The organism is Pseudomonas sp. HS-18 (assembly GCF_020401845.1).
GTDB classification, from domain to species: Bacteria; Pseudomonadota; Gammaproteobacteria; order Pseudomonadales; family Pseudomonadaceae; genus Pseudomonas; species Pseudomonas nitroreducens.
In genome coordinates, this window is the sequence record NZ_CP084413.1 from 781025 (window position 1) to 801743 (window position 20719).

The 20719-nt window shown below is 64.8% G+C and carries 21 protein-coding genes; 11 read left to right on the plus strand and 10 right to left on the minus strand.

Annotation, left to right across the window (positions count from 1 at the left end):
* Window positions 1-34: 34 nt before the first annotated feature.
* From rodA to lipA, 7 genes are all read left to right on the plus strand, one after another.
* Window positions 35-1138 (plus strand): rod shape-determining protein RodA, encoded by a 1104-nt coding sequence (gene rodA, locus LDJ84_RS03750; protein WP_024763992.1) that lies wholly within the window; start codon window positions 35-37, stop codon window positions 1136-1138.
* An 8-nt stretch (window positions 1139-1146) separates the two neighbouring features.
* Window positions 1147-2169 (plus strand): lytic murein transglycosylase B, encoded by a 1023-nt coding sequence (mltB, locus tag LDJ84_RS03755; RefSeq protein ID WP_089285821.1) that lies wholly within the window; start codon window positions 1147-1149, stop codon window positions 2167-2169.
* Window positions 2166-3191 (plus strand): septal ring lytic transglycosylase RlpA family protein, encoded by a 1026-nt coding sequence (locus LDJ84_RS03760; RefSeq protein ID WP_024763990.1) that lies wholly within the window; start codon window positions 2166-2168, stop codon window positions 3189-3191. Before mltB ends, LDJ84_RS03760 begins: the two co-directional genes overlap by 4 nt.
* 96 nt (window positions 3192-3287) lie before the next feature.
* A complete protein-coding gene (locus tag LDJ84_RS03765) occupies window positions 3288-4445 on the plus strand; it encodes a D-alanyl-D-alanine carboxypeptidase family protein (protein ID WP_024763989.1) in 1158 nt (385 codons plus the stop codon).
* A 188-nt stretch (window positions 4446-4633) separates the two neighbouring features.
* The gene (locus LDJ84_RS03770; protein WP_024763988.1) at window positions 4634-4933 is read left to right on the plus strand and encodes a DUF493 domain-containing protein; all 300 of its coding nucleotides are present in this window, start codon (window positions 4634-4636) and stop codon (window positions 4931-4933) included.
* Window positions 4933-5577 (plus strand): lipoyl(octanoyl) transferase LipB, encoded by a 645-nt coding sequence (lipB, locus tag LDJ84_RS03775; protein ID WP_024763987.1) that lies wholly within the window; start codon window positions 4933-4935, stop codon window positions 5575-5577. The genes LDJ84_RS03770 and lipB overlap by 1 nt, the downstream gene beginning before the upstream one ends.
* A 5-nt stretch (window positions 5578-5582) precedes the next feature.
* The gene (gene lipA, locus LDJ84_RS03780) at window positions 5583-6578 is read left to right on the plus strand and encodes a lipoyl synthase (protein WP_024763986.1); all 996 of its coding nucleotides are present in this window, start codon (window positions 5583-5585) and stop codon (window positions 6576-6578) included.
* A gap of 47 nt (window positions 6579-6625) precedes the next feature.
* Here lipA and LDJ84_RS03785 read toward each other — a convergent pair whose 3' ends face one another.
* The 3 genes from LDJ84_RS03785 to arfA form a co-directional block, all read right to left on the minus strand.
* Window positions 6626-7888 carry a lytic murein transglycosylase gene (locus LDJ84_RS03785; protein WP_024763985.1) on the minus strand — a complete coding sequence of 421 codons (1263 nt, stop codon included), beginning with the start codon at window positions 7886-7888 and terminating at the stop codon, window positions 6626-6628.
* A 180-nt stretch (window positions 7889-8068) separates the two neighbouring features.
* On the minus strand, window positions 8069-8368 hold the full coding sequence (locus LDJ84_RS03790) for a hypothetical protein (protein ID WP_024763984.1): 300 nt from the start codon (window positions 8366-8368) through the stop codon (window positions 8069-8071).
* 72 nt (window positions 8369-8440) lie between these two features.
* Window positions 8441-8593 (minus strand): alternative ribosome rescue factor ArfA, encoded by a 153-nt coding sequence (gene arfA / locus LDJ84_RS03795; protein WP_037006939.1) that lies wholly within the window; start codon window positions 8591-8593, stop codon window positions 8441-8443.
* 180 nt (window positions 8594-8773) lie between these two features.
* Between arfA and LDJ84_RS03800 the strand changes: the two genes are divergently transcribed.
* A complete protein-coding gene (locus tag LDJ84_RS03800; RefSeq protein WP_024763983.1) occupies window positions 8774-9124 on the plus strand; it encodes a YciI family protein in 351 nt (116 codons plus the stop codon).
* A gap of 182 nt (window positions 9125-9306) precedes the next feature.
* Window positions 9307-10539, plus strand: coding sequence for an MFS transporter (locus LDJ84_RS03805; RefSeq protein WP_024763982.1), 1233 nt, complete (start codon window positions 9307-9309; stop codon window positions 10537-10539).
* A 121-nt stretch (window positions 10540-10660) separates the two neighbouring features.
* On the opposite strand, the gene holA is transcribed toward LDJ84_RS03805, so the two are convergent.
* The 3 genes from holA to leuS all read right to left on the minus strand — a co-directional run bounded on the left by holA (window position 10661) and on the right by leuS (window position 15050).
* Window positions 10661-11698, minus strand: a complete 1038-nt coding sequence (gene holA, locus LDJ84_RS03810) for a DNA polymerase III subunit delta (protein ID WP_024763981.1) — start codon at window positions 11696-11698, stop codon at window positions 10661-10663.
* A gap of 36 nt (window positions 11699-11734) precedes the next feature.
* On the minus strand, window positions 11735-12349 hold the full coding sequence (lptE, locus tag LDJ84_RS03815; protein WP_024763980.1) for an LPS assembly lipoprotein LptE: 615 nt from the start codon (window positions 12347-12349) through the stop codon (window positions 11735-11737).
* 79 nt (window positions 12350-12428) lie between these two features.
* Window positions 12429-15050 (minus strand): leucine--tRNA ligase, encoded by a 2622-nt coding sequence (gene leuS, locus LDJ84_RS03820; RefSeq protein ID WP_024763979.1) that lies wholly within the window; start codon window positions 15048-15050, stop codon window positions 12429-12431.
* Between the two features lie 235 nt (window positions 15051-15285).
* Between leuS and LDJ84_RS03825 the strand changes: the two genes are divergently transcribed.
* Complete coding sequence (locus tag LDJ84_RS03825) at window positions 15286-15717, plus strand: hypothetical protein (RefSeq protein WP_024763978.1); 432 nt, start codon at window positions 15286-15288, stop codon at window positions 15715-15717.
* Window positions 15718-15763: 46 nt separating this feature from the next.
* Complete coding sequence (locus LDJ84_RS03830) at window positions 15764-16525, plus strand: YdcF family protein (RefSeq protein ID WP_024763977.1); 762 nt, start codon at window positions 15764-15766, stop codon at window positions 16523-16525.
* Between the two features lie 47 nt (window positions 16526-16572).
* Here LDJ84_RS03830 and lnt read toward each other — a convergent pair whose 3' ends face one another.
* The 4 genes from lnt to LDJ84_RS03850 all read right to left on the minus strand — a co-directional run bounded on the left by lnt (window position 16573) and on the right by LDJ84_RS03850 (window position 20628).
* Window positions 16573-18105 carry an apolipoprotein N-acyltransferase gene (gene lnt, locus LDJ84_RS03835; RefSeq protein ID WP_226045916.1) on the minus strand — a complete coding sequence of 511 codons (1533 nt, stop codon included), beginning with the start codon at window positions 18103-18105 and terminating at the stop codon, window positions 16573-16575.
* A 208-nt stretch (window positions 18106-18313) separates the two neighbouring features.
* Window positions 18314-19153, minus strand: coding sequence for an HlyC/CorC family transporter (locus LDJ84_RS03840; protein WP_024763975.1), 840 nt, complete (start codon window positions 19151-19153; stop codon window positions 18314-18316).
* Between the two features lie 19 nt (window positions 19154-19172).
* Window positions 19173-19634, minus strand: coding sequence for an rRNA maturation RNase YbeY (gene ybeY, locus LDJ84_RS03845; RefSeq protein WP_226045917.1), 462 nt, complete (start codon window positions 19632-19634; stop codon window positions 19173-19175).
* The gene (locus LDJ84_RS03850; RefSeq protein WP_024763973.1) at window positions 19627-20628 is read right to left on the minus strand and encodes a PhoH family protein; all 1002 of its coding nucleotides are present in this window, start codon (window positions 20626-20628) and stop codon (window positions 19627-19629) included. Before LDJ84_RS03850 ends, ybeY begins: the two co-directional genes overlap by 8 nt.
* Window positions 20629-20719 lie beyond the last annotated feature (91 nt).

Sequence of the window (20719 nt, forward strand, 5' to 3'; positions counted from 1 at the left end):
AAACTTCGACCGCACGCTGTCCAGCGAAGATGTGATGAAGCGGCGCTCCAGTCTGCTGCAGCGCCTGCATATCGACGGCCTGCTGCTGCTGTTGCTGGTGACCCTCGGCTCGGTCGGCCTGTTCGTCCTCTACTCTGCCAGCGGCAAGAGCTGGGACCTGCTGATCAAGCAGGCGTCTTCCTTCGGCCTGGGCCTGGGCGCGATGTTCGTGCTGGCACAGATCGAGCCGCGCTTCCTCGCTCGCTGGGTGCCGCTGGGCTACCTGATCGGCGTGGCCCTGCTGGTGGTGGTGGACGTGATGGGCCACAACGCCATGGGCGCGACCCGCTGGATCAACATTCCCGGGGTGATCCGCTTCCAGCCGGCGGAATTCATGAAGCTGCTGATGCCCATGACCATCGCCTGGTACCTGTCCAAGCGCGCCCTGCCGCCGGGCTTCAAGCACAGTGTGATCGGCCTGGCGCTGATCGTCGTGCCCTTCGTGCTGATCCTCAAGCAGCCGGACCTGGGTACCGCCATGCTGGTGCTGGCCTCCGGTTCCTTCGTGCTGTTCGTCGGCGGCCTGCGCTGGCGCTGGATCATCACCGCCGTCTCGGCAGCGGTGCCGGTCGCGGTGGGCATGTGGTACTTCGTCATGCACGACTACCAGAAACAGCGCGTGCTGACCTTCCTCGACCCGGAAAGCGACCCGCTGGGCACCGGCTGGAACATCATCCAGTCCAAGGCAGCCATCGGTTCGGGTGGCGTCTTCGGCAAGGGCTGGCTGCTGGGTACGCAATCCCATCTGGATTTTTTGCCCGAAAGCCATACGGACTTTATCATTGCCGTGCTCGGCGAAGAGTTCGGCCTGGTCGGGGTGTGCCTCCTGCTGGTGCTGTACCTGCTGGTGATCTACCGGGGGCTGGTGATCACGGCGCAGGCGCAGACGCTGTTCGGCAAGTTGCTCGCCGGCAGTATCACCATGACCTTCTTCGTGTATGTGTTCGTCAACATTGGTATGGTCAGCGGGTTGTTGCCAGTGGTGGGGGTACCGCTGCCCTTCATTAGTTACGGCGGAACTTCGCTGGTGACCCTGATGTCAGGGTTCGGCGTTTTGATGTCGATCCATACCCATCGGAAGTGGATCACCCAGGTTTGATGACAAGAGTGAAGAACGGAATGCAAGTACTGCGCGCCTGGGCTGCCAGGGGGGTACATTGGGTCGGAATCGCGGGGGCGATCGGCGTGTCCGGCGTTGCTGCCGCGGGCGACTACGATGGTTCGCCCCAGGTCGCCGAGTTCGTCAGCGAGATGACCCGTGACTACGGCTTCGCCGGCGAGCAGCTCATGGGCCTCTTCCACGATGTGGAACGCAAGCAGTCCATCCTCGACGCCATCTCCCGCCCTGCCGAACGGGTGAAGACCTGGAAGGAATACCGTCCGATCTTCGTCACCGACGCGCGCATCAACCGCGGCGTGGACTTCTGGAACCAGAATGCCGAAGCCCTGGCCCGCGCGGAGCAGGAATACGGCGTACCGGCCCAGTACATCGTCGCCATCATTGGCGTCGAGACCTTCTTCGGCCGCAACACCGGCAACTTCAAGGTGATGGACGCGCTGTCCACCCTGGGCTTCGACTACCCGCCGCGTGCCGAGTTCTTCCGCAAGGAGCTCAAGCAGTTCCTGCTGCTGGCCCGCGAACAGCAGGTCGACCCGCTCAGCCTGACCGGCTCCTACGCCGGCGCAATGGGCCTGCCGCAATTCATGCCGAGCAGCTTCCGTGCCTATGCCGTGGACTTCGACGGCGACGGCCACATCAATATCTGGAGCGACCCCACCGATGCCATCGGCAGCGTCGCCAACTACTTCAAGCAGCACGGCTGGCACACCGGCGAGCCGGTGGTATCGCAGGCGGAAATCGGTACCTCCACTGCCGAGGACGCGCTCACCCAGGGGCTCGAGCCGCAAATGAACCTCGGCCAGCTACGCTCTCAGGGCTGGCGTACCCATGACGTGATCCGCGATGACCTGATGGTCACCGCCATGCGCCTGGAAGGCGCGCAGGGCACCGAGTACTGGGTCGGCCTGCCGAACTTCTATGTGATCACCCGTTACAACCGCAGCGCCATGTACGCCATGGCGGTCCATCAGCTGGCCGGCGAGATCGCCAAGGCACGAGGTGTCCATTGAGCAAGCGAATCGCAAGTCCCGGCCTCTGGTCGTTGGCCGCCTGCGTTGGCCTGAGCACTGTGTTCCTCGCCAGTTGCACCGGCAACCGCGCGCCTCAACCGCAGCCGCAGGTGAACAACGGCATTTCCGGCCCCTATGACTACAACCGTCCGCACCGCGACGGCGCGCCCTGGTGGGACGTCGACGTCTCGCGCATCCCGGACGCCGTGCCGATGCCGCACAACGGGCCGTTCAAGAACAACCCCTACACCGTGCTGGGCAAGACCTACTACCCGCTCAATAACGCCAGTGCCTATAGCGTGACCGGCACGGCGTCCTGGTATGGCACCAAGTTCCATGGCCAGGCCACCGCCAATGGCGAGCAGTACGACCTGTACGGCATGACCGCCGCGCACAAGACCCTGCCGCTGCCCAGCTACGTGCGCGTCACCAACCTGGACAACGGCAAGAGCGTCATCGTCCGCGTCAACGACCGCGGCCCGTTCTACTCCGACCGGGTGATCGACCTGTCCTTCGCCGCCGCCAAGAAACTCGGCTACGCCGAAACCGGCACCGCGCATGTCAAGGTCGAGGGTATCGACCCCGACCGCTGGTGGGCTTCCCAGGGCAAGCAGCCGCCGATGATCATGGCCTTGCCGAAGATGGCCTCGCAGCCCGCCGCCGCGCAGCCACAAGCGGTCGCCATGGCCCAGCCCATCGAGACCTACACCCCGCCGCCGGCGCAACACGCCGTACCGGTGGCGCCGGTCCAGATCGACTCAAAAAAAAACGCTTCATTACCAGCCGATGGCCTGTATCTCCAGGTGGGTGCCTTCGCCAACCCGGACGCTGCGGAGCTGCTCAAGGAGAAAGTCGGCGGCCTGACGGGGGCGAAATCCTTTATCAGCTCGGTCGTGGTCAACCAGCAGACCTTGTACCGGGTGCGCCTGGGGCCGATCGGAACGCAGGATGAAGCAAGCCGGATGCAGGACAGCATCCGCGTGGCCAACCTTGGCCAACCCAAGCTCGTGCGCCTGGACTGAGATTCCACCGTACGTGCGATAGCGGCACATAGAGGCCGCCTCACGAGATCCCCCGCGGGGGATTGTTTGACCATTAGTGAACCCCCAGAGAGACGGATGAACATCTTCAACTTCGCCAAACGCCTGTCCTTGCTCGTGCTGTTCAGCGCCCCCGTGGCCAGCTGGGCAGCTGAAGTCGTTCCCGCCGCCCCGCAACTCGCGGCCAAGGCCTGGGTGCTGATGGACGGCGCCAGCGGCAACATCCTGGTCGAGAACGCCGGCGACGAGCGCCTGCCGCCCGCCAGCCTGACCAAGCTGATGACCGCCTATATCGCCACCAAGGAAATCGAAGGCGGCCGCATCGCCGAATCCGACCTGGTCACCGTCAGCGAACATGCCTGGCGCACCGGCGGTTCGCGCATGTTCATCAAGGTCGGCTCCCAGGTCTCGGTGAGCGACCTGCTGCACGGCATCATCATCCAGTCCGGCAACGACGCCTCGGTCGCCCTGGCCGAGCACATCGCCGGCAGCGAAGACGCCTTCGCCGACATGATGAACACCACCGCGCAGAAGCTGGGCATGACCAATTCCCACTTCATGGACGCCACCGGCCTGCCCAACCCGGACCATTACTCGTCCGCCAAGGACATGGCTGTACTGGCCCGCGCCATCATCTACGGCGAGCCGACCCACTACGCCATCTACGCGCAGAAAGAGTTCTTCTGGAACAACATCAAGCAGCCCAACCGCAACCTGCTGCTGTGGCGTGACAAGACCGTCGACGGCCTGAAGACCGGCCACACCGACGAAGCCGGCTATTGCCTGGTGGCTTCCGCCGTGCGCGACGGCCAGCGCATGATCGCCGTGGTGTTCGGCACCAACAGCGAACAGGCCCGCGCCGCCGAGACCCAGAAGCTGCTGACCTACGGCTTCCGCTTCTTCGAATCGCAGACCTTCTACAAGAAGGGCGCCGAGCTGACCAAGGCCATGGTCTGGAAAGGCTCCGACCACGAAGTGAAGGCCGGCCTGTCCGAAGACCTGACCATGACCGTACCGCGCGGCCAGCTCAAGCAGCTGCAGGCCAACATGGTTGTCGAACCGAACCTGATGGCGCCGATCCAGCAGGGCCAGGTGATCGGCAAGGTCGAGGTCAAGTTGGGTGACAAGGTCGTCCGCACCTCTGATCTGGTCGCCCTGAACGCCGTGGAAGAAGGCGGTTTCTTCCGCCGTATCTGGGACAGCATCCGCCTGTTCTTCTTCGGTCTGTTCAACTGACCGCCTGTCCCGGCCTTGCACTTTTGTATACAAGGCCGGGATTGACCCGCCCGCGCAGTCGCAAACTCGGGTAAAATGCCCGCCTGCGACTGCCTGGTCCCCCCGTGGTCCGGCAGTTGCCGTCCGATCCACCCGGAGCGCCCCACCCGGACGCTCATGCGGAGGCGGGCCATCCGCCCGCGACAGCCATGACTGATACCCCTGATACCGCTGACACCCCAGAACAGCCTGCACCGAAGATCGAGTTCCCTTGCGAACGCTATCCGATCAAGGTCATCGGTGATGCCGGGGAAGGCTTCCCGGACCTGGTCGTCGAAGTCATCCAGCGCCACGCGCCGGATCTCGACATCACCACCCTGGTCACCCGTGACAGCCGCAACGGCCGCTTCCTGTCCGTGCAGGTGCTGATCACTGCCACCGGCGTCGACCAACTGCAGAACATCCATAAAGACCTGCGCGCCACCGGCCGCGTCCACATGGTGCTCTGATGGGCGAAACGCTGGGCTTTCGTGAGCTGGGCATCCTGCCTTACGAGCCGACCTGGCACGCCATGCAGCGCTTCACCGCCGAGCGCGAACCTGTCACGCCCGATGAAGTCTGGCTGCTCGAGCACGAGCGCGTATTCACCCAGGGGCAGGCCGGCAAGGCCGAACACGTGCTGTTTCCCGGCGACATCCCGGTCGTCCAGGTCGACCGCGGCGGTCAGGTGACCTACCACGGCCCCGGCCAGTTGGTCGCCTACCTGATGCTCGACGTGCGCCGCTCCGGCATCGGTGTGCGCGACCTCGTCTCGCGCATCGAACAGAGCCTTATCGGCCTGCTGGACAGCTACGGTGTTACCGCTGTGTCCAAACCCGATGCTCCGGGCGTCTATGTGGACGGCGCGAAGATCGCATCCCTCGGCCTGCGCATCCGCAATGGCCGCTCCTTCCATGGTCTGGCCTTGAACGTGGACATGGACCTGGAACCCTTTCGACGCATCAATCCCTGCGGTTACGCAGGCATGGCCATGACCCAGCTCAGTCAGCTGGCTGGCCCCATCGCATTGGCCGATGTGCGCGAGCGCCTGCGTGGCGAACTCGTCGAACGCCTTGGCTACGCGGCACAGAAGACCCTAACGGGCGGGATCTAACCTAGATGAGCACTGTTGTGGAGAACTCCGGTCAGGCCGCCCCGGCTGCCAAGCCCGGCAAGGTGGAAGTTGGCGTCAAGCTGCGCGGCGCAGAAAAGGTCGCGCGCATTCCGGTGAAGATCATCCCCACCGACGAACTGCCGAAGAAGCCCGACTGGATTCGCGTGCGCATCCCCGTTTCCCCCGAGGTCGACCGCATCAAGCAACTGCTGCGCAAGCACAAGCTGCACAGTGTCTGCGAGGAAGCCTCCTGCCCGAACCTGGGCGAGTGCTTCTCCGGTGGCACCGCGACGTTCATGATCATGGGCGACATCTGCACCCGTCGCTGCCCGTTCTGCGACGTCGGCCATGGACGTCCGAAGCCGCTGGATGTCGACGAGCCGACCAACCTCGCCATCGCCATCGCCGACCTGCGCCTGAAGTACGTGGTGATCACCTCGGTGGACCGCGACGACCTGCGTGACGGCGGCGCTCAGCACTTCGCTGACTGTCTGCGCGAGATCCGCAAGCTGTCCCCTGGCGTCCAGCTGGAAACCCTGGTGCCGGACTATCGCGGCCGCATGGACATCGCCCTGGAAATCACCGCCAACGAGCCGCCGGACGTGTTCAACCACAACCTGGAAACCGTCCCGCGCCTGTACAAGTCGTCCCGTCCGGGCTCCGACTTCGAGTGGTCGCTGGACCTGCTGCAGAAGTTCAAGCAGATGGTGCCGCACGTACCGACCAAGTCCGGCCTGATGCTCGGCCTGGGCGAGACCGACGAGGAAGTCATCGAAGTCATGCACCGCATGCGCGAGCACGACATCGACATGCTGACCCTCGGCCAGTACCTGCAACCCTCGCGCAACCACCTGCCGGTGCAGCGCTTCGTCCACCCGGACACCTTTGCCTGGTTCGCCGAGGAAGGCGAGAAGATGGGCTTCAAGAATGTCGCTTCCGGCCCGCTGGTACGTTCCTCGTACCATGCCGACCAGCAGGCGCACGGCACCAAGATCGGCTGAGCCGTCGGTTCTGCTTGGAAAAAGGCGCCCTTGGGCGCCTTTTTCGTTCAGCTCTTTTGCCGGAGCTGTCCGAGTAGCGCCGGGGTCGGATAGCCGTCCGCCGGCGAGCCGATCGACTGCTGGTAGGCCCGGATTGCCTTGCGGGTATTGGCGCCAATGATGCCGTCGGCAGTTCCCGGCTGGTAGCCGCGCTGCACCAGCAGTTGCTGCAGTTCGATACGCTCCGAGCGGCTCAGCGGCGTGTCCTCCAGCGGCCAGCTCCCCGCCAGTTGTCCGCCGCCCCTGAAACTGTCGGCCAGGAGGCCCACAGCGAGCGCGTAGGAGGTCGAATTGTTGTACTTGAGGATGGCGCGGAAGTTATCCGTCACCAGGAAGGCCGGGCCGCGATAGCCGGCGGGCAACAGCAGTGAAACACTGGCTTGCGGGTCGCTCGGCAGGTTCCCGCTGGCTACCCTGATGCCCTGGCGCAGCCACTCGTTCATCGGTTTGCGGATGTCCATGTCGGCCTGGGCATAGTCGAAGCCCTGCGGCAGGCGCACTTCGAAACCCCAGCTCTGGCCTTGCTGCCAGCCGGAACTCTTCAGGTAGTTGGCGGTGGAGGCCAGGGCGTCGGGGGACGAGCCCCAGATATCGCGGCGACCGTCGCCATCGAAGTCCACGGCGTAGCGGTTGTACGTGGTCGGGATGAACTGCGTCTGCCCCATGGCGCCGGCCCAGGAGCCGATCATGTTGCTGGCGGGCACGTCGCCGTGCTGGAGGATCTGCAGCGCGGCGATCAACTGGTCGCGGCCGAAGTCCGGGCGACGGCCCTCGTAGGCCAGGGTGGCGAGGGAGCGGATGACGTTCTTGCTGCCCATCAGCTGGCCGAAGTTGCTTTCCATGCCCCAGATCGCCACGACGGCCTCCCGCTCTACGCCGTAGGTTGCGTCGATGCGCTGCAGTACCTCGGCGTTCTCTTGCAGGCGGTCCTGTCCGTTGTGTACTCGCGCGGATGACACCGCGCTTTCCAGGTATTGCCAGACGGGACGGCTGAACTCGGGTTGGCTGCGGTCGGCAGTGACAACCGATTCATCCGGCTCGATGCCTTCGAATGCGCTGTCGAAGGTTGACGCGCTGATGCCTGCGGCGAGTGCCTGTGCGCGGAAGCCGTCGCGCCATTGGGCGAAGCTCTGCGTGGGTTGCGCGCGCTCGGTGGCGGCGGCTTTGGGCGGTGGCTCGGTGCAGGAGGTCAGCAGGCCGAAGCTGGCCAGGGACAGGGCGGCGACGAGCAGGCAGCGTTGGCCGACAACGGGTGAAACAGGCTTGCGCATTGCTCTCCTCGGGTACTGGCAGGCGAGGGGCCACCTTAACATGGCCATTGTGACGCGTCTGCGCTGGGCAGAGGCGACGGATACGCAAGGTTCGACGGCCGCCGCGGTGGAAAATTCCCGCCACCGGGCGGCCGAGCCCGCGGGTGAACCGTCAAGGCATTCCTGCCAGCGTGATCCTGGTTATTGCTTGGGGCTGGCGCCGGTTTCCTTGTCGACCTTCGGGGCGCTCTGGTCGAGTTCCTTGAGCATGTCGTCGTAGGCGGCACAGTCGTCCGGGCGCTGTTCGCTGGAACGGGACTTCTTCATTTCCGCGAGTTTTTCGTTGAGTTTCTGCGCGCGCTGGGGATCGCTGCGGGTGACTTCGGTGACCTTGGCGGCGACTTGCTTGCCTTTGGCTTCGGCTTCCTGGTCGGAGCAGAACGCGTGGGCGGAGAGGCTGAAGGGAAGAGCGAGGATGGCGGCTATCAGGGGCGTTTTCATGGTCGGACCTCCAGGTGCGTGGCTGTCCGGTTGAAAGCGAAAGGGCAGGGGTGGTTCAGGTTTTCTGCTGTTTCAGGCCGCCAGAAGCGAAGAAGCCTCCCAGTTACGGGAGGCTTCGCGGCGGTAGCTGCCTTTGCCTTTGGCCGGCTGTTCCTGGCGGCTGCGGAACAGGGGCTGTGCGATCAGGGACTTGGCCTTGTTCGGCCGTTTGGATTTCTTCGCCATGGGACTTTCCTCGTTGAGGCCGGCGCCGTTGCCGGCGCGCGAATGTTCCGCCTATCTGGCACGCCTGTCCAATGCCTTTGGTCAGCCGGCGCTCGGGCCAAGGCCGCGGAAGGTCATTCGGGACTACGCTGGCTGCGGCGCACCTTCCTGGCGCATCGGACAGCTACGAGGACCAGAGCGATGAAGTTTCTCTGCATGATCTATTTCGACGAACACAAGGCGGCAGGGCTGCCGGAGGCCGAACTGCGCGGCATCGTCGATGAGTGCATGACCTACAGCGAGCAACTGCGCCGCAGCGGCAACTACATTGCCGCCAACGCGCTCCTGCCCACCGCCACGGGGCGCACGCTGCGCGGCCAGGGTGAGAGGCTGGCAGTGACGGACGGGCCATTCGCCGAGACGCGGGAGCAACTGGGCGGTTTCTACCTGATCGAGGCCCAGAGCATGGAGGAGGCCGAGCGTATCGCCGCGAAGATTCCGCCGGGGCGGTTGGGGTGTGTGGAGGTGCGCCAGGTGCGCGAGTGGGAGTGAGGTCGTTGGGGTAAGTCAGGTCCTGCAGGTTGCGAGGTGACTGCGGCGCTTTGTCGCAAAATTTGTAACAGACCTTTTCAGTCGGACGGCTGTGGCGCGTACTGGAGCTCGGCTAGCTTAATAGCTGGCTAACTATCGCTCTGGCGTGCAGGGACCGCGGCGCCGCCGGCTGGAGATACGTCATGCAGCAATGGTCCCCGACCCAGCGCAATGTGGTGATCGCTTCGGTGCTCGCCTGGACGCTGGATGCCTTCGACTTCTTCCTTCTGGTCTTCGTCCTCACCGATATCGCCCAGACCTTCCACGTCGATCTGCCCCAGGTATCGCTGGCGATCCTGCTGACCCTGGCCGTGCGACCCATCGGCGCGCTGCTGTTCGGTCGCGCGGCCGAGCGCTACGGGCGTCGGCCGGTGCTGATGATCAACATCCTGATCTACTCGCTGCTGGAGCTGGCCTCGGCGTTCTCGCCGAACCTGGCGACCTTCCTGATCCTGCGGGTGGTCTACGGTGTGGCCATGGGCGGAATCTGGGGCGTGGCCTCGTCGCTGGCGATGGAGACCATTCCCGAACGTTCGCGCGGAATGGTGTCCGGGCTGTTCCAGGCCGGTTATCCCGCGGGCTACCTGATCGCCTCGATCATCTACGGCCTGTTCTTCGAAGTGCTGGGTTGGCGCGGGATGTTCATCGTCGGTTGCCTGCCGGTGGTGCTGGTGGCGTTCATCTGGTTCAAGGTCCCGGAATCGCCGATCTGGCAGGCGGCACGCGAACGCAAGGAGTCGACACCGCTATGGCCGGTGCTGCGCAGTCAGTGGAAGTTGTGCCTGTATGCCGTGCTGCTGATGGCCTGCTTCAACTTCTTCAGCCATGGCACGCAGGACCTGTACCCGACCTTCCTGAAGCTGCAGCACGGGTTCGATACGCACACGGTAAGCCTGATCGCGGTGGCCTACAACATCGCGGCGATCCTGGGCGGCATTCTTTTCGGCAGCCTGTCCGAGCGCATCGGGCGGAAGAAGGCGATCATCTGCGCTTCGCTGCTGGCGTTGCCGGTGCTGCCGCTGTGGGCCTTCAGCCATGGCGCGGTGGCGCTGGGCGTCGGTGCCTTCCTCATGCAGTTCATGGTCCAGGGCGCCTGGGGTGTGATTCCGGCTTATCTCAACGAGCTGGCGCCGGTGGGAACCCGTGCGGTGTTGCCGGGGTTCGTCTACCAGTTGGGCAACCTGATCGCTTCGGTGAACGCGCCGCTGCAGGCGGAAATTGCCAAGAGCTACAGCTATGGCACGGCGATGGCCATCGTGGCCGGGACGGTGGCGATCCTCATCTGCGTGTTGATCAGCACCGGCCGCGATACGCGTGGTGTGGCGCTGGACCGCGCGGAAGGACAGGCGCACCGGGCAGTGCCGTCGCGGTCCTGAAGCTCCGGGCGCTGGGCAGGAGAAAGGGCAGGCGCGCTCCTACTGAGAGCCTCGGAGGCTGCGTTACTTGGGGGCGGGCTTCTCTCAGCCACTCCCGCGGGCGGGGCATGAAACGCGGTAATCAGGCCGAAGGCAGGCTGATGCGCTGGCCGGCCACCAGCAGGGCGAGGCGGGCGAGGCTGTTCCAGACGTTGCCGGGAGCCTGGCCCTTGATCTGTGCATCGATCAGCTGAGCGTCCTGCAGCATCTGGTTCCAGCGTTGCGTGGTGTGCCGTTGCAGGGCCTTGCTCATCAGCGGGCGGCGCTTATCCCAGATCGGCGGGCGACACTGGCTGAAGGCCTTGTCCAGCGGCACGCCCTGGCCGAACTGCTGGGCGAGGCTGGCCAGCACGCGAACTTCCCGCGCCAGCGCCCAGAGGATCACCGGCGGCTCCACGCCTTCGCCGCGCAGGCCTTCGAGCATGCGCAGGCAATGGGCGGCTTCGCCGTTCAGGGCGGCATCGATCAGGCCGAAGACATCGAAGCGCGCACTGTCGGCCACGGCGGCCTGGACGGTATCGACGTCGATCTGCTGGCCTTCGGCGAGCAGCTTGAGCTTTTCGATTTCCTGCGCGGCAGCCAGCAGATTGCCTTCCACGCGCGCGGCGATCAGGTCGACCGCTTCCTGGCTGGCAGCGAGGCCAGCCTGGGACAGGCGCTGGCGAATCCACTGCGGCAACTGGTGCGCGTCGATGGGCCAGACCTGGATGAACTGGGCAGCATCGCCGTCGATCAGTGCCTTGGCCCATTTGGTCTTCTGCGTGTTGCCGTCGAGCTTGGGCAGGCTGACCAGCAGGACGGTGTCTTCCGGCGGCCGCTGCAGGTATTCCTGGAGAATGGCCGCGCCCTTGTCGCCGGGCTTGCCGGAGGGCAGGCGCAGCTCGATCAGGCGCTTTTCGGCGAACAGCGAGAGGCTGGCGCCGGCTTCGATCAGCTGGCCCCAGTCGAAGTTGGCTTCGGCGTTGAACACCTGGCGCTCGCCGAAATCACGCTGGCGACAGGCGGCGCGGATGGCATCGCAGGCTTCCTGGCAGAGCAGGGGCTCGTCGCCGCTGACCACGTAGACAGGCGCGAGGTTGCCTTGCAGGTGCTTGGCGAGTTGTCCAGGATTGAGCTTCATAATGAGAAAGGGGCCGGTTGGCCGGCCCCTTGTCGCTTACTGCGCTTTCGGGAATTCGATCGGCGATTGCTGCGGCTGAGACTTGGCAGCCTCGTCCGCAGCCTTCATCGCGTCCGCTTCGGCCTTGGCCTTGGCTTCCGCCTTGGCCTGCAGGTCGTCGAGCTGCGCCGGGGTGATCAGCTGCAGGCGGGTGACCATCTGCTGGACCAGATCACGACGCATTTCGGCACGAATCTGCTGGGCTTCCTGGTCGGAGCCGATCAGGTTGTTCTCATCCTGCACGTAGACCTTGCGGACCTGGACCTGGTTGGCGAGCAGCAGCAGGTTGTCGGTGCCACGAATCTCGTAGCTCAGGGTGTTGGTCAGTTCGTTTTCCGCGCTACGGGCGGAACTGGTGTAACTGACGCTGCGCTGGGTTACGTCCTCGCGGGCCAGGATCAGGTGGTAGGGCGCGCGTGAGACGACTTTCACGCCGCTGCCTTCAAGCACCTGCTTGAGCTGCGTGACGGTCTCGCCATAGGCGTTGCGCGCACTCACGTCGATTTCCTTGAGCGCAAAGTTCGTATCGCCCAGGCCGCGCAGTTGGAAACCGCAGGCGCTCAGCACGCTGGCCAGGCCGATCAGCGCGAGGCTGGTCAGGATACGTTTCATCAAGCTTCCTCACTCCTGTTGATCCGATATGCCCGTGGCGAAGGTGCCACGGGCGAATGGGTCTTTTCCAGCGTTGCTTTTAGTTGGCGACGATATTGACCAGCTTGCCGGGCACCACGATGACCTTGCGAATGGTCAGGCCGTCGGTGAAGCGCAGCACGTTTTCGTTGGCGCGGGCGGCCGCCTCGACCTCCTCGCGGCTGGCGCTGGCGGGCATTTCAATGTGGCCGCGCAGCTTGCCGTTGACCTGTACCACCAGTTGCAGGCTGTCCTGCACCAGCGCGGCTTCGTCGACCTGCGGCCAGCTGGCGTCGATCACGGCGCCTTGCTTGCCCAGTTCTTCCCAGATCACATGGCAGATGTGCGGGGTGATCGGGGCCAGCAGCAGGGTGACGGTTTCCAGGCCTTCCTGCAGCAGGGCACGGTCGGCGGCGGATTCGGCCGGGGCCTTTTCCAGCACGTTCATCAGGGTCATCACGGCGGCGATGGCAGTGTTGAACTTGTGGTGCTGGCCGACGTCCTGGCTGGCCTGGCGGATGGCCAGGTGGATGGCGCGGTGAATGGCCTTCTGCGCATCGTCCAGGGCGGATTTGTCCACGGCGCCGGCCGGGCCTGCGTTGACGTGGGCCTGGGCCAGGCGCCAGACGCGGCGCAGGAAGCGGTTGGCGCCTTCGATGCCGGAGTCGGACCATTCGCAGCTCATGTCCGGCGGCGAGGCGAACATCATGAACAGGCGGCACGTGTCGGCGCCGTAGGCGTCGATCATGGCCTGGGGGTCCACGCCGTTGTTCTTGGACTTGGACATCTTCTCGGTACCGCCGATTTCCACCGGCAGGCCGTCGGTCTTCAGGCGCGCGCCGATGACCTTGGCCTTGGCGTCACGCTCGACTTCCACGTCTGCCGGGTTGAACCACTCCTTGCCACCGTTGGCGGCGACGCGGTAGTAGGTCTCGGCGACCACCATGCCCTGGGTCAGCAGGTTCTTGAACGGCTCGTCGGAGTCGATCAGGCCTTCGTCGCGCATCAGCTTGTGGAAGAAGCGCGCGTAGAGCAGGTGGAGAATGGCGTGCTCGATACCGCCGATGTACTGGTCGACCGGCAGCCAGTAGTTGGCGGCCTTCTTGTCCAGCATGCCGTCTTCGAACTGCGGGCAGGCGTAGCGGGCGAAGTACCAGGAGGACTCGACGAAGGTGTCCATGGTGTCGGTTTCGCGCTTGGCCGGCTGGCCGCATTTCGGGCAGCTGCACTCGTAGAACGACGGCAGTTTGGCCAGCGGCGAACCGGCGCCATCCGGCACCACGTCCTCGGGCAGGACGACCGGCAGTTGGTCGGCCGGGACCGGCACGTCGCCGCAGCTGTCGCAATGGATGATCGGGATCGGGCAGCCCCAGTAGCGCTGGCGACTGATGCCCCAGTCGCGCAGGCGGAACTGGGTACGCTGCTGGCCGAGGCCCTTGGCGGCGAGGTCGGCGCCGATGGCATCGAAGGCGGCTTGGTAGCTCAGGCCGTCGTACTTGCCGGAATTGACGGTGATGACGCTCTCGTCCTTCAGGCCGTACCACTCTTTCCAGGTGCCGGCCTCGAAGTCGTTGTCGCCGGAGGCCTGTGCGATGACCTGGACGATGGGCAGGCCGTACTTGTTGGAGAATTCGAAGTCGCGCTCGTCGTGGCCCGGAACGGCCATCACGGCGCCTTCGCCGTAGGTCATCAGGACGTAGTTGGCGATCCATACCGGCAGCTTGTCGCCGGTCAGCGGATGCTCGACGAACAGGGAAGTGGCGACGCCTTTCTTCTCCTGGGTGGCGATATCGGCTTCGGCGACGCCGCCGCGCTTGCACTCGTCGATGAACGCCTGCAGCGACGGATCACGCTGGGCAGCCAGGGTGGCCAGCGGGTGCTCGGCGGCCACGGCGACGTACGTAGCACCCATCAGGGTGTCCGGACGGGTGGTGAAGACCTTCAGTTGGCCGGCTTCGCCGATGGAGGCCTGGTCATAGGGGAAGGCGATCTCCATGCCGCGGGACTTGCCGATCCAGTTGCGCTGCATGGTCTTGACCTGTTCCGGCCAGCCCGGCAGGTCGTCGAGACTGGAGAGCAGCTCTTCGGCGTAGGCGGTGATCTTGAAGTAGTACATCGGGATTTCGCGCTTCTCGATCAGCGCGCCCGAACGCCAGCCACGGCCGTCGATGACCTGCTCGTTGGCCAGTACGGTCTGGTCCGCCGGGTCCCAGTTCACGGTGCCGTTCTTGCGGTAGATCACGCCCTTCTCGAACAGGCGGGTGAACAACCACTGTTCCCAGCGGTAGTAGTCCGGCTTGCAGGTGGTGACTTCGCGGGACCAGTCGATGGCCAGGCCCAGGCTGTTGAGCTGGGACTTCATGTAGGCGATGTTGTCGTAGGTCCAGGCCGCCGGCGCGACGTTGTTCTTCATCGCGGCGTTTTCCGCCGGCATGCCGAAGGCGTCCCAGCCCATCGGCTGCAGGACGTTCTTGCCCTGCATGCGGTGGTAGCGGCTGATCACGTCACCGATGGTGTAGTTGCGCACATGCCCCATGTGTAGCTTGCCGCTCGGATACGGGAACATCGACAGGCAGTAGAACTTCTCCTTGCCGGCGACTTCGTCGACGCGGAAGGAATTGTGTTCGTTCCAGAATTTCTGGGCCTGGGATTCGATCTCGAGGGGCTGATATTGCTCGTGCATGGCGCGATTTGAACCTGTACGGAAAAGAAATGTGCAGCCGGGGAGGTCGAGTGGCCCTCCGCTTCGCCGACCCCCGAGAAAACACGGGTCAGGCGGCTACAGAAAGCCTCGTAGCATACATGACCCCCACCCGAGCCGGTAGCCCGCGCCGTTTGTCGCACGCTCGGTCTGGCGCGGGGTAGGCCGCTAAGCTTTGCCTGAAGGCGGGAGGTTTCCGCCTGTCTTGAGGTGACTGATGGCTGAGCTGCATCGTGCAAGTGCTTCGGGTTCCGGTCTGTATGAACGGTTGTTGCAACGGCTCGCACTGGCCCTGGATGAGGCCGATACCGCTGAGCGGCTACGTGACGAATGCCCGATGGAGCTGGAGTTGCGCGGCTTGAGCAGTGCCGAGATGGAGTTGATCCGGGCCTATCTGGATCAGGATGTGAATTGGCTGCGCGGTTGGCATGCCGCAGCGGAAGAGCTGGCGCTGCTGGAGCATTCCCCGGCCCGCGCGCCGCGCCCTGTGCGCCACGCTGTGCCTCCGAGTCGTCCGCGCCTGGTGCCGCGCCCGCAGCAGCTGCAATGCGCGCTGTGTGGCTCGCCGGTCGCCTGGAGCCGCAGCCAGGGTGTGTTGCCTTGTACGTCCTGCGGCTCGCAGTTGTTCCGCAACGCGAAAGCGCGCTGATACCCTATCGATCCGTTAGGCTTGGTGCCTCGACAAGGAGTCGCCAATGCCGATCCGCTTCATCCTCAAACAGCTCTTCATGCCGCCGGGACTGCTGCTTCTGTTGTTGCTCCTGGGCTTCGTGCTACGCCGCCGCTTTCCGCGCTTCTCCATGCTCTGTTTCCTTTCCGGCTTCCTGGGCCTGCTGGTGATGAGCCTGCCGGTGACCGTGGACTGGGGGGCTCGCCAGTTGGAGCCGCAGCAAGCGCTGAGGCAGGCGCAATGGCCAGGGCTGGCGCAGCGTGCCGACGCCATTGTGGTGCTGGGCGCCGGGCGGGTACGCGGCGACCGCGCCTGGGACGAAGACCAGCCCGGCCTGATGGCCCGCGAGCGTATTCGCTACGCGGCCCGCCTGGCCAAGGCCAGCGGCCTGCCGGTACTGACCTCCGGCGGCCTGCACTACGGCACGCCACCTTCCGAGGCGCGGATCATGGCGCAAAGCCTGCTGGACGATTACGGCGTGCCGGTGCGCTGGGAAGAGGGTCGCAGCCGCACGACCTGGGAGAATGCGCGGTTCAGCGCCGAGATGCTGCGCGAGGCGGGTATCCGGCGGGTAATCCTGGTCACCAGCGCCATTCATATGCCACGTTCGATCTGGAGCTTCGAGAAGGCCGGGCTGGAAGTGGTGCCGGCGCCTTCGGGGTATATCGGGACGGACGATGCCGTGCCCATGGGTGGCTGGTTGCCGGAGGGGCGGGCGATCTGGCAGAGCGGGCAACTGCTGAACGAGGCGATCGGGCTGGTCGGGTATCGGTTGTTCTACCGCTAGCCTTCGCCATGAAAAAGGGCCTCGCAATGAGGCCCTTTTCGCTTGAGTCAGCCGAACAGCCGACGCTCTTCCGGGTGTGTGCGACGGCGCACCAGCGCCCAGACCAGCAGTACGGCGCTGAGAGTCGCCAACGGCCAGACGCGCCACTTCAGGTAGGGGGTCAGGCCCTGCATCGGCACGACTTCGCCCTGCAGGACGCCTTGCTGGAATTGCGGGATCTGCACCGCCAGTCTGCCGAACGGGTCGATCAGCGCGGTCACGCCGTTGTTGGTGCCGCGCACCATCCAGCGGCCGGCCTCCAGCGCGCGCATCTGCGCCATCTGCAGGTGCTGCAGTGGGCCGATGGAGGTGCCGAACCAGGCATCGTTGCTGATGGTCAGCAACAGCTGGCTGTGTGCCGCGAGCTCGGCGGCGAACTCCGGGTAGACCACTTCGTAGCAGATGTACGGCGCCACGGAATAACCCTTGGCCTTGAGCAGCGGCTGGTCGGCCGGGCCGCGCGCGAAGTCGGACATGGGCAGGTCGAAGAAGGCGATCAGCCCGCGCAGCACGTCCTGCAGCGGAACGTATTCGCCGAAGGGCACCAGCTTCTGCTTGAGGTAGTTGCCGCTGCCTTCGCCGACCACGGTAATGCCGTTGTAGTAACGGATGCCGTCCGCGGTCTTCTCGCGCACCGGCACGCCGGTGATAAGCGCGGCCTTCTTGGCGGTGGCGACGCCGTTGATCATTTCCAGGTAGCCGGTGGCCTGGTCCTTGAGCACGGGCACGGCGGTTTCCGGCCAGACGATCAGGTCGACGCCGTTCTGCTCGGCGGTCAGGTCGCGGTAAAGCTCGAGCTGGTGGGTGATGGCCTTGGGATCCCACTTCATTTCCTGGGCGATGTTGCCCTGCAGTGCGGCGACCTTCAGCGGTGCGTCGGCTGGGACGGTCCAGGCGTGGCCCTTGTAAGCCAGGCCGACGGCCCAGGGGGCCATCAGCAGGACTAGGCCGGCGGCCAGGCGCGCCGGGCGCCGGGTCAGGGCCGGGATGTTGATGATCAGCGCGCCGGTCAGGGCGATGGCGAAGGACACCAGCCACACGCCGCCCAGCGGGGCGAGGCCGGCCAGCGGTCCTTCCAGCTGGCTGTAGCCGGCGTAGAGCCAGGGGAAGCCGGTGAGGAACCAACTGCGGAACAGCTCCAGCACCATCCACAGCGCGGCGAAGGCCAGTGCGTCGCTCACCGGGGCATTGTTGCGGCGGAAGAAGCGCGCCCAGACCCAGGCGGGGAGGGCGAAGAAGAACGCGACACCGGCACTGAAGCCCGCTACCAGGAAGCCGGCCAACGGTCCGGAGGCGCCACCGAAGTTGTGGATGCTGAAGTAGATCCAGCTCGTCCCGGCGATGAAGGCGCCGAAGCCGTACCACCAGCCGCGCCACAGCGCCGAGCCGGCGGTGGTGCCGCGCAGGCCGAGGTAGAACAGGGCCAGCGACAGCACCGCCAGCGGCCAGTAGCCGAATGGTGCCAGGAACAGCGGAGTGAGCGCGCCGGCGGCCAGGGCGAGCAGGTGGCCTGGCAGGCCGGGGCGGGTGATCCAGCGCATCGGAAATCCTTGTTGCGGTTAAGCGATGCGCAAGAGTAATGGAGAGACGAACGGTAGGCTATGGGGATGAGGGCCAAAAGCCATGAGCTGAGTGCGGCGGTGTGTTGCAGGAAAGGTCGGAACTTATTGTAGGAGCGAGCTTGCTCGCGAGCTGCCCTCGCAGCGGAGTTGGTTCGGGAGCAAGCTCGCTCCTACAGGTGTCTGCCTCTTAATCCTGCAGCGGGGTCAGACGCAGCAGGTGCAGGCGGCGGCTGTCCGCGTTGAGCACGCGGAAACGGAAGCCGCCCAGTTCGGTGGTTTCGTTGCGCTTGGGCAGGTGGCCGAAGGCGCTCATCACGACGCCGCCGACGGTGTCGAATTCTTCGTCAGAGAATTCCGCGCCGAAGAAATCGTTGAAGGCTTCTACCGGGGTCAGTGCCTTGACGATGAAATCGCCGCTGGGCAATGGCTTGATGTAGCTGTCTTCCTCGACGTCGTGCTCGTCCTCGATATCGCCGACGATCTGCTCCAGCACGTCCTCGATGGTCACCAGTCCCGCCACGCCGCCGTACTCGTCGATGACGATGGCCATGTGGTTGTGGTTCGCACGGAATTCGCGCAGCAGCACGTTCAGGCGCTTGGACTCCGGCACGAAGGTGGCCGGCCGCAGCAGGTCCTTGATATTGAAGGAGTGGGCGTTGTCGTGAAGGATCAGCGGCAGCAGGTCCTTGGCCAGCAGCACACCCATGACGTCGTCCAGGCTCTCGCCCACCACGGGGTAGCGCGAGTGCGCCGCGTCGATGATCGCCGGCAGGAACTCGCGCGGGGTCTGGGTGGCCTTGATGCTGATCATCTGCGAGCGCGGCACCATGATGTCGCGGACTTGGAGGTCCGCTACCTGGATTGCGCCTTCGACGATGGACAACGCTTCGCTGTCGAGCAGCTTGTTGTCGTGGGCTTCGCGCAGCAGCTCCAGCAGCTCCTGGCGGTTTCTCGGCTCATGGGCAAAAGCCTGGGTGATCTTGTCCAACCACGACTTGTGCCCATTGCTCGATCGGTCTTCGCTCATCATTCCTGCTCAGTGGCTTTTATTCTTCATCGGCCGCATAGGGGGCCGGGTGACCCAGTTCAGCCAGCAATTCCCGTTCCAGGCCTTCCATTTCCTCTGCTTCCACATCGTCGATGTGATCGTAGCCGAGCAGATGGAGGCAGCCGTGGATGACGAGGTGGGCCCAGTGGGCCTGCACGGACTTGCCCTGTTCGGCGGCCTCGCGGATAACCACGGGGGCGCAGATCACCAGGTCGCCCAGCAGCGGGATATCCAGAAGCTCATCGGGAACATCGGCGGGGAAGGACAGTACGTTGGTGGCGTAGTCCTTGTGCCGCCAGGTCTTGTTCAGTTCGCGCCCTTCGGCTTCGTCCACCAGGCGGATGGTGAGTTCAGAATCATTCTGGCGCTGGCGCAGGGCCAGTTCGCACCAGGTTCTGAACTCGGCTTCGCTTGGCAGGCCGGCCGCGTCGGAGGCGACCTGCAGGTCCAGTTCAAGCATTCTTGTTGCCCTGGCCTTCTACGCCGGTCAGGCGGTTCTCATAGGCGTCGTAGGCATCGACGATGCGCTGCACCAGTGGGTGGCGCACGACGTCCTTGGACTTGAAGTGGGTGAAGCTGATGCCGGGGACGTCGCGCAGCACTTCCATCACGTGCTTGAGGCCCGAGCGGGTGCCTTTGGGCAGGTCGACCTGGGTGACGTCGCCGGTGATCACCGCGGTGGAGCCGAAGCCGATCCGGGTGAGGAACATCTTCATCTGTTCCATCGTGGTGTTCTGGCTTTCGTCGAGGATGATGAAGCTGTTGCTCAGCGTGCGGCCGCGCATGTAGGCGAGCGGCGCGACCTCGATGACCTGGCGTTCGATCAGCTTGGCCACGGTCTCGAAACCGAGCATCTCGTAGAGCGCGTCATACAGCGGGCGCAGGTAGGGGTCGATCTTCTGCGACAGGTCGCCGGGCAGGAAGCCGAGCTTCTCGCCGGCTTCCACCGCCGGGCGCACCAGCAGGATGCGGCGGATCTGCTCGCGCTCCAGGGCGTCCACGGCGCAGGCGACGGCGAGGTAGGTCTTGCCGGTGCCGGCCGGACCGATGCCGAAGTTGATGTCGTGGTCGAGGATAGCCTTGACGTAGCGCTGCTGGTTCGCGCCGCGAGGGCGAATGTGTGCCTGGCGGGTCTTGAGCGTCACCAGCGGGACCACGGGCTCCACGGAGAGTTCTTCCAGGCCGGATTCCTGCAGGAACAGGTGAACCAGGTCGGGCGTCATCTCGGTGCCGTTCTGCACTTCGCGGTAGAGGCGTTGCAGGAGGTTTTCGGCTGCCTGGGTGCGCTCGGGGTCGCCGACCAGTTCGAACTGGTTGCCGCGGTTGCGGATCTCGATGCCGAGGCGCTTCTCGATCTGGTGCAGGTGTTCGTCGAACTGGCCGCACAGGTTGGCGAAGCTGCGGGCCTCGAAGGGCTCGAGCATGAAACGATGGATGTCCAGGGGGGCGTTCAAGGGCTGTCTAGGTCGCCGTGCTGCAAAGGGAGATGGTCGAAGAATAACCCCCGGCGAGCGAGTACGAAAGTTCAGTCGCCAACGGGGGATT

Coding starts and splice junctions, on each gene's coding strand:
- LDJ84_RS03840 (WP_024763975.1), bottom strand. CDS start 19,153: ATGAGCGAAGACCGATCGAGCAATGGGCACAAGTCGTGGTTGGACAAG.
- lptE (WP_024763980.1), bottom strand. CDS start 12,349: ATGAAACGTATCCTGACCAGCCTCGCGCTGATCGGCCTGGCCAGCGTG.
- lnt (WP_226045916.1), bottom strand. CDS start 18,105: ATGCGCTGGATCACCCGCCCCGGCCTGCCAGGCCACCTGCTCGCCCTG.
- leuS (WP_024763979.1), bottom strand. CDS start 15,050: ATGCACGAGCAATATCAGCCCCTCGAGATCGAATCCCAGGCCCAGAAA.
- LDJ84_RS03830 (WP_024763977.1), top strand. CDS start 15,764: ATGCCGATCCGCTTCATCCTCAAACAGCTCTTCATGCCGCCGGGACTG.
- rodA (WP_024763992.1), top strand. CDS start 35: ATGAAGCGGCGCTCCAGTCTGCTGCAGCGCCTGCATATCGACGGCCTG.
- lipB (WP_024763987.1), top strand. CDS start 4,933: ATGGGCGAAACGCTGGGCTTTCGTGAGCTGGGCATCCTGCCTTACGAG.
- LDJ84_RS03770 (WP_024763988.1), top strand. CDS start 4,634: ATGACTGATACCCCTGATACCGCTGACACCCCAGAACAGCCTGCACCG.
- LDJ84_RS03790 (WP_024763984.1), bottom strand. CDS start 8,368: ATGAAAACGCCCCTGATAGCCGCCATCCTCGCTCTTCCCTTCAGCCTC.
- LDJ84_RS03765 (WP_024763989.1), top strand. CDS start 3,288: ATGAACATCTTCAACTTCGCCAAACGCCTGTCCTTGCTCGTGCTGTTC.
- arfA (WP_037006939.1), bottom strand. CDS start 8,593: ATGGCGAAGAAATCCAAACGGCCGAACAAGGCCAAGTCCCTGATCGCA.
- LDJ84_RS03825 (WP_024763978.1), top strand. CDS start 15,286: ATGGCTGAGCTGCATCGTGCAAGTGCTTCGGGTTCCGGTCTGTATGAA.
- holA (WP_024763981.1), bottom strand. CDS start 11,698: ATGAAGCTCAATCCTGGACAACTCGCCAAGCACCTGCAAGGCAACCTC.
- lipA (WP_024763986.1), top strand. CDS start 5,583: ATGAGCACTGTTGTGGAGAACTCCGGTCAGGCCGCCCCGGCTGCCAAG.
- ybeY (WP_226045917.1), bottom strand. CDS start 19,634: ATGCTTGAACTGGACCTGCAGGTCGCCTCCGACGCGGCCGGCCTGCCA.
- LDJ84_RS03785 (WP_024763985.1), bottom strand. CDS start 7,888: ATGCGCAAGCCTGTTTCACCCGTTGTCGGCCAACGCTGCCTGCTCGTC.
- LDJ84_RS03800 (WP_024763983.1), top strand. CDS start 8,774: ATGAAGTTTCTCTGCATGATCTATTTCGACGAACACAAGGCGGCAGGG.
- LDJ84_RS03805 (WP_024763982.1), top strand. CDS start 9,307: ATGCAGCAATGGTCCCCGACCCAGCGCAATGTGGTGATCGCTTCGGTG.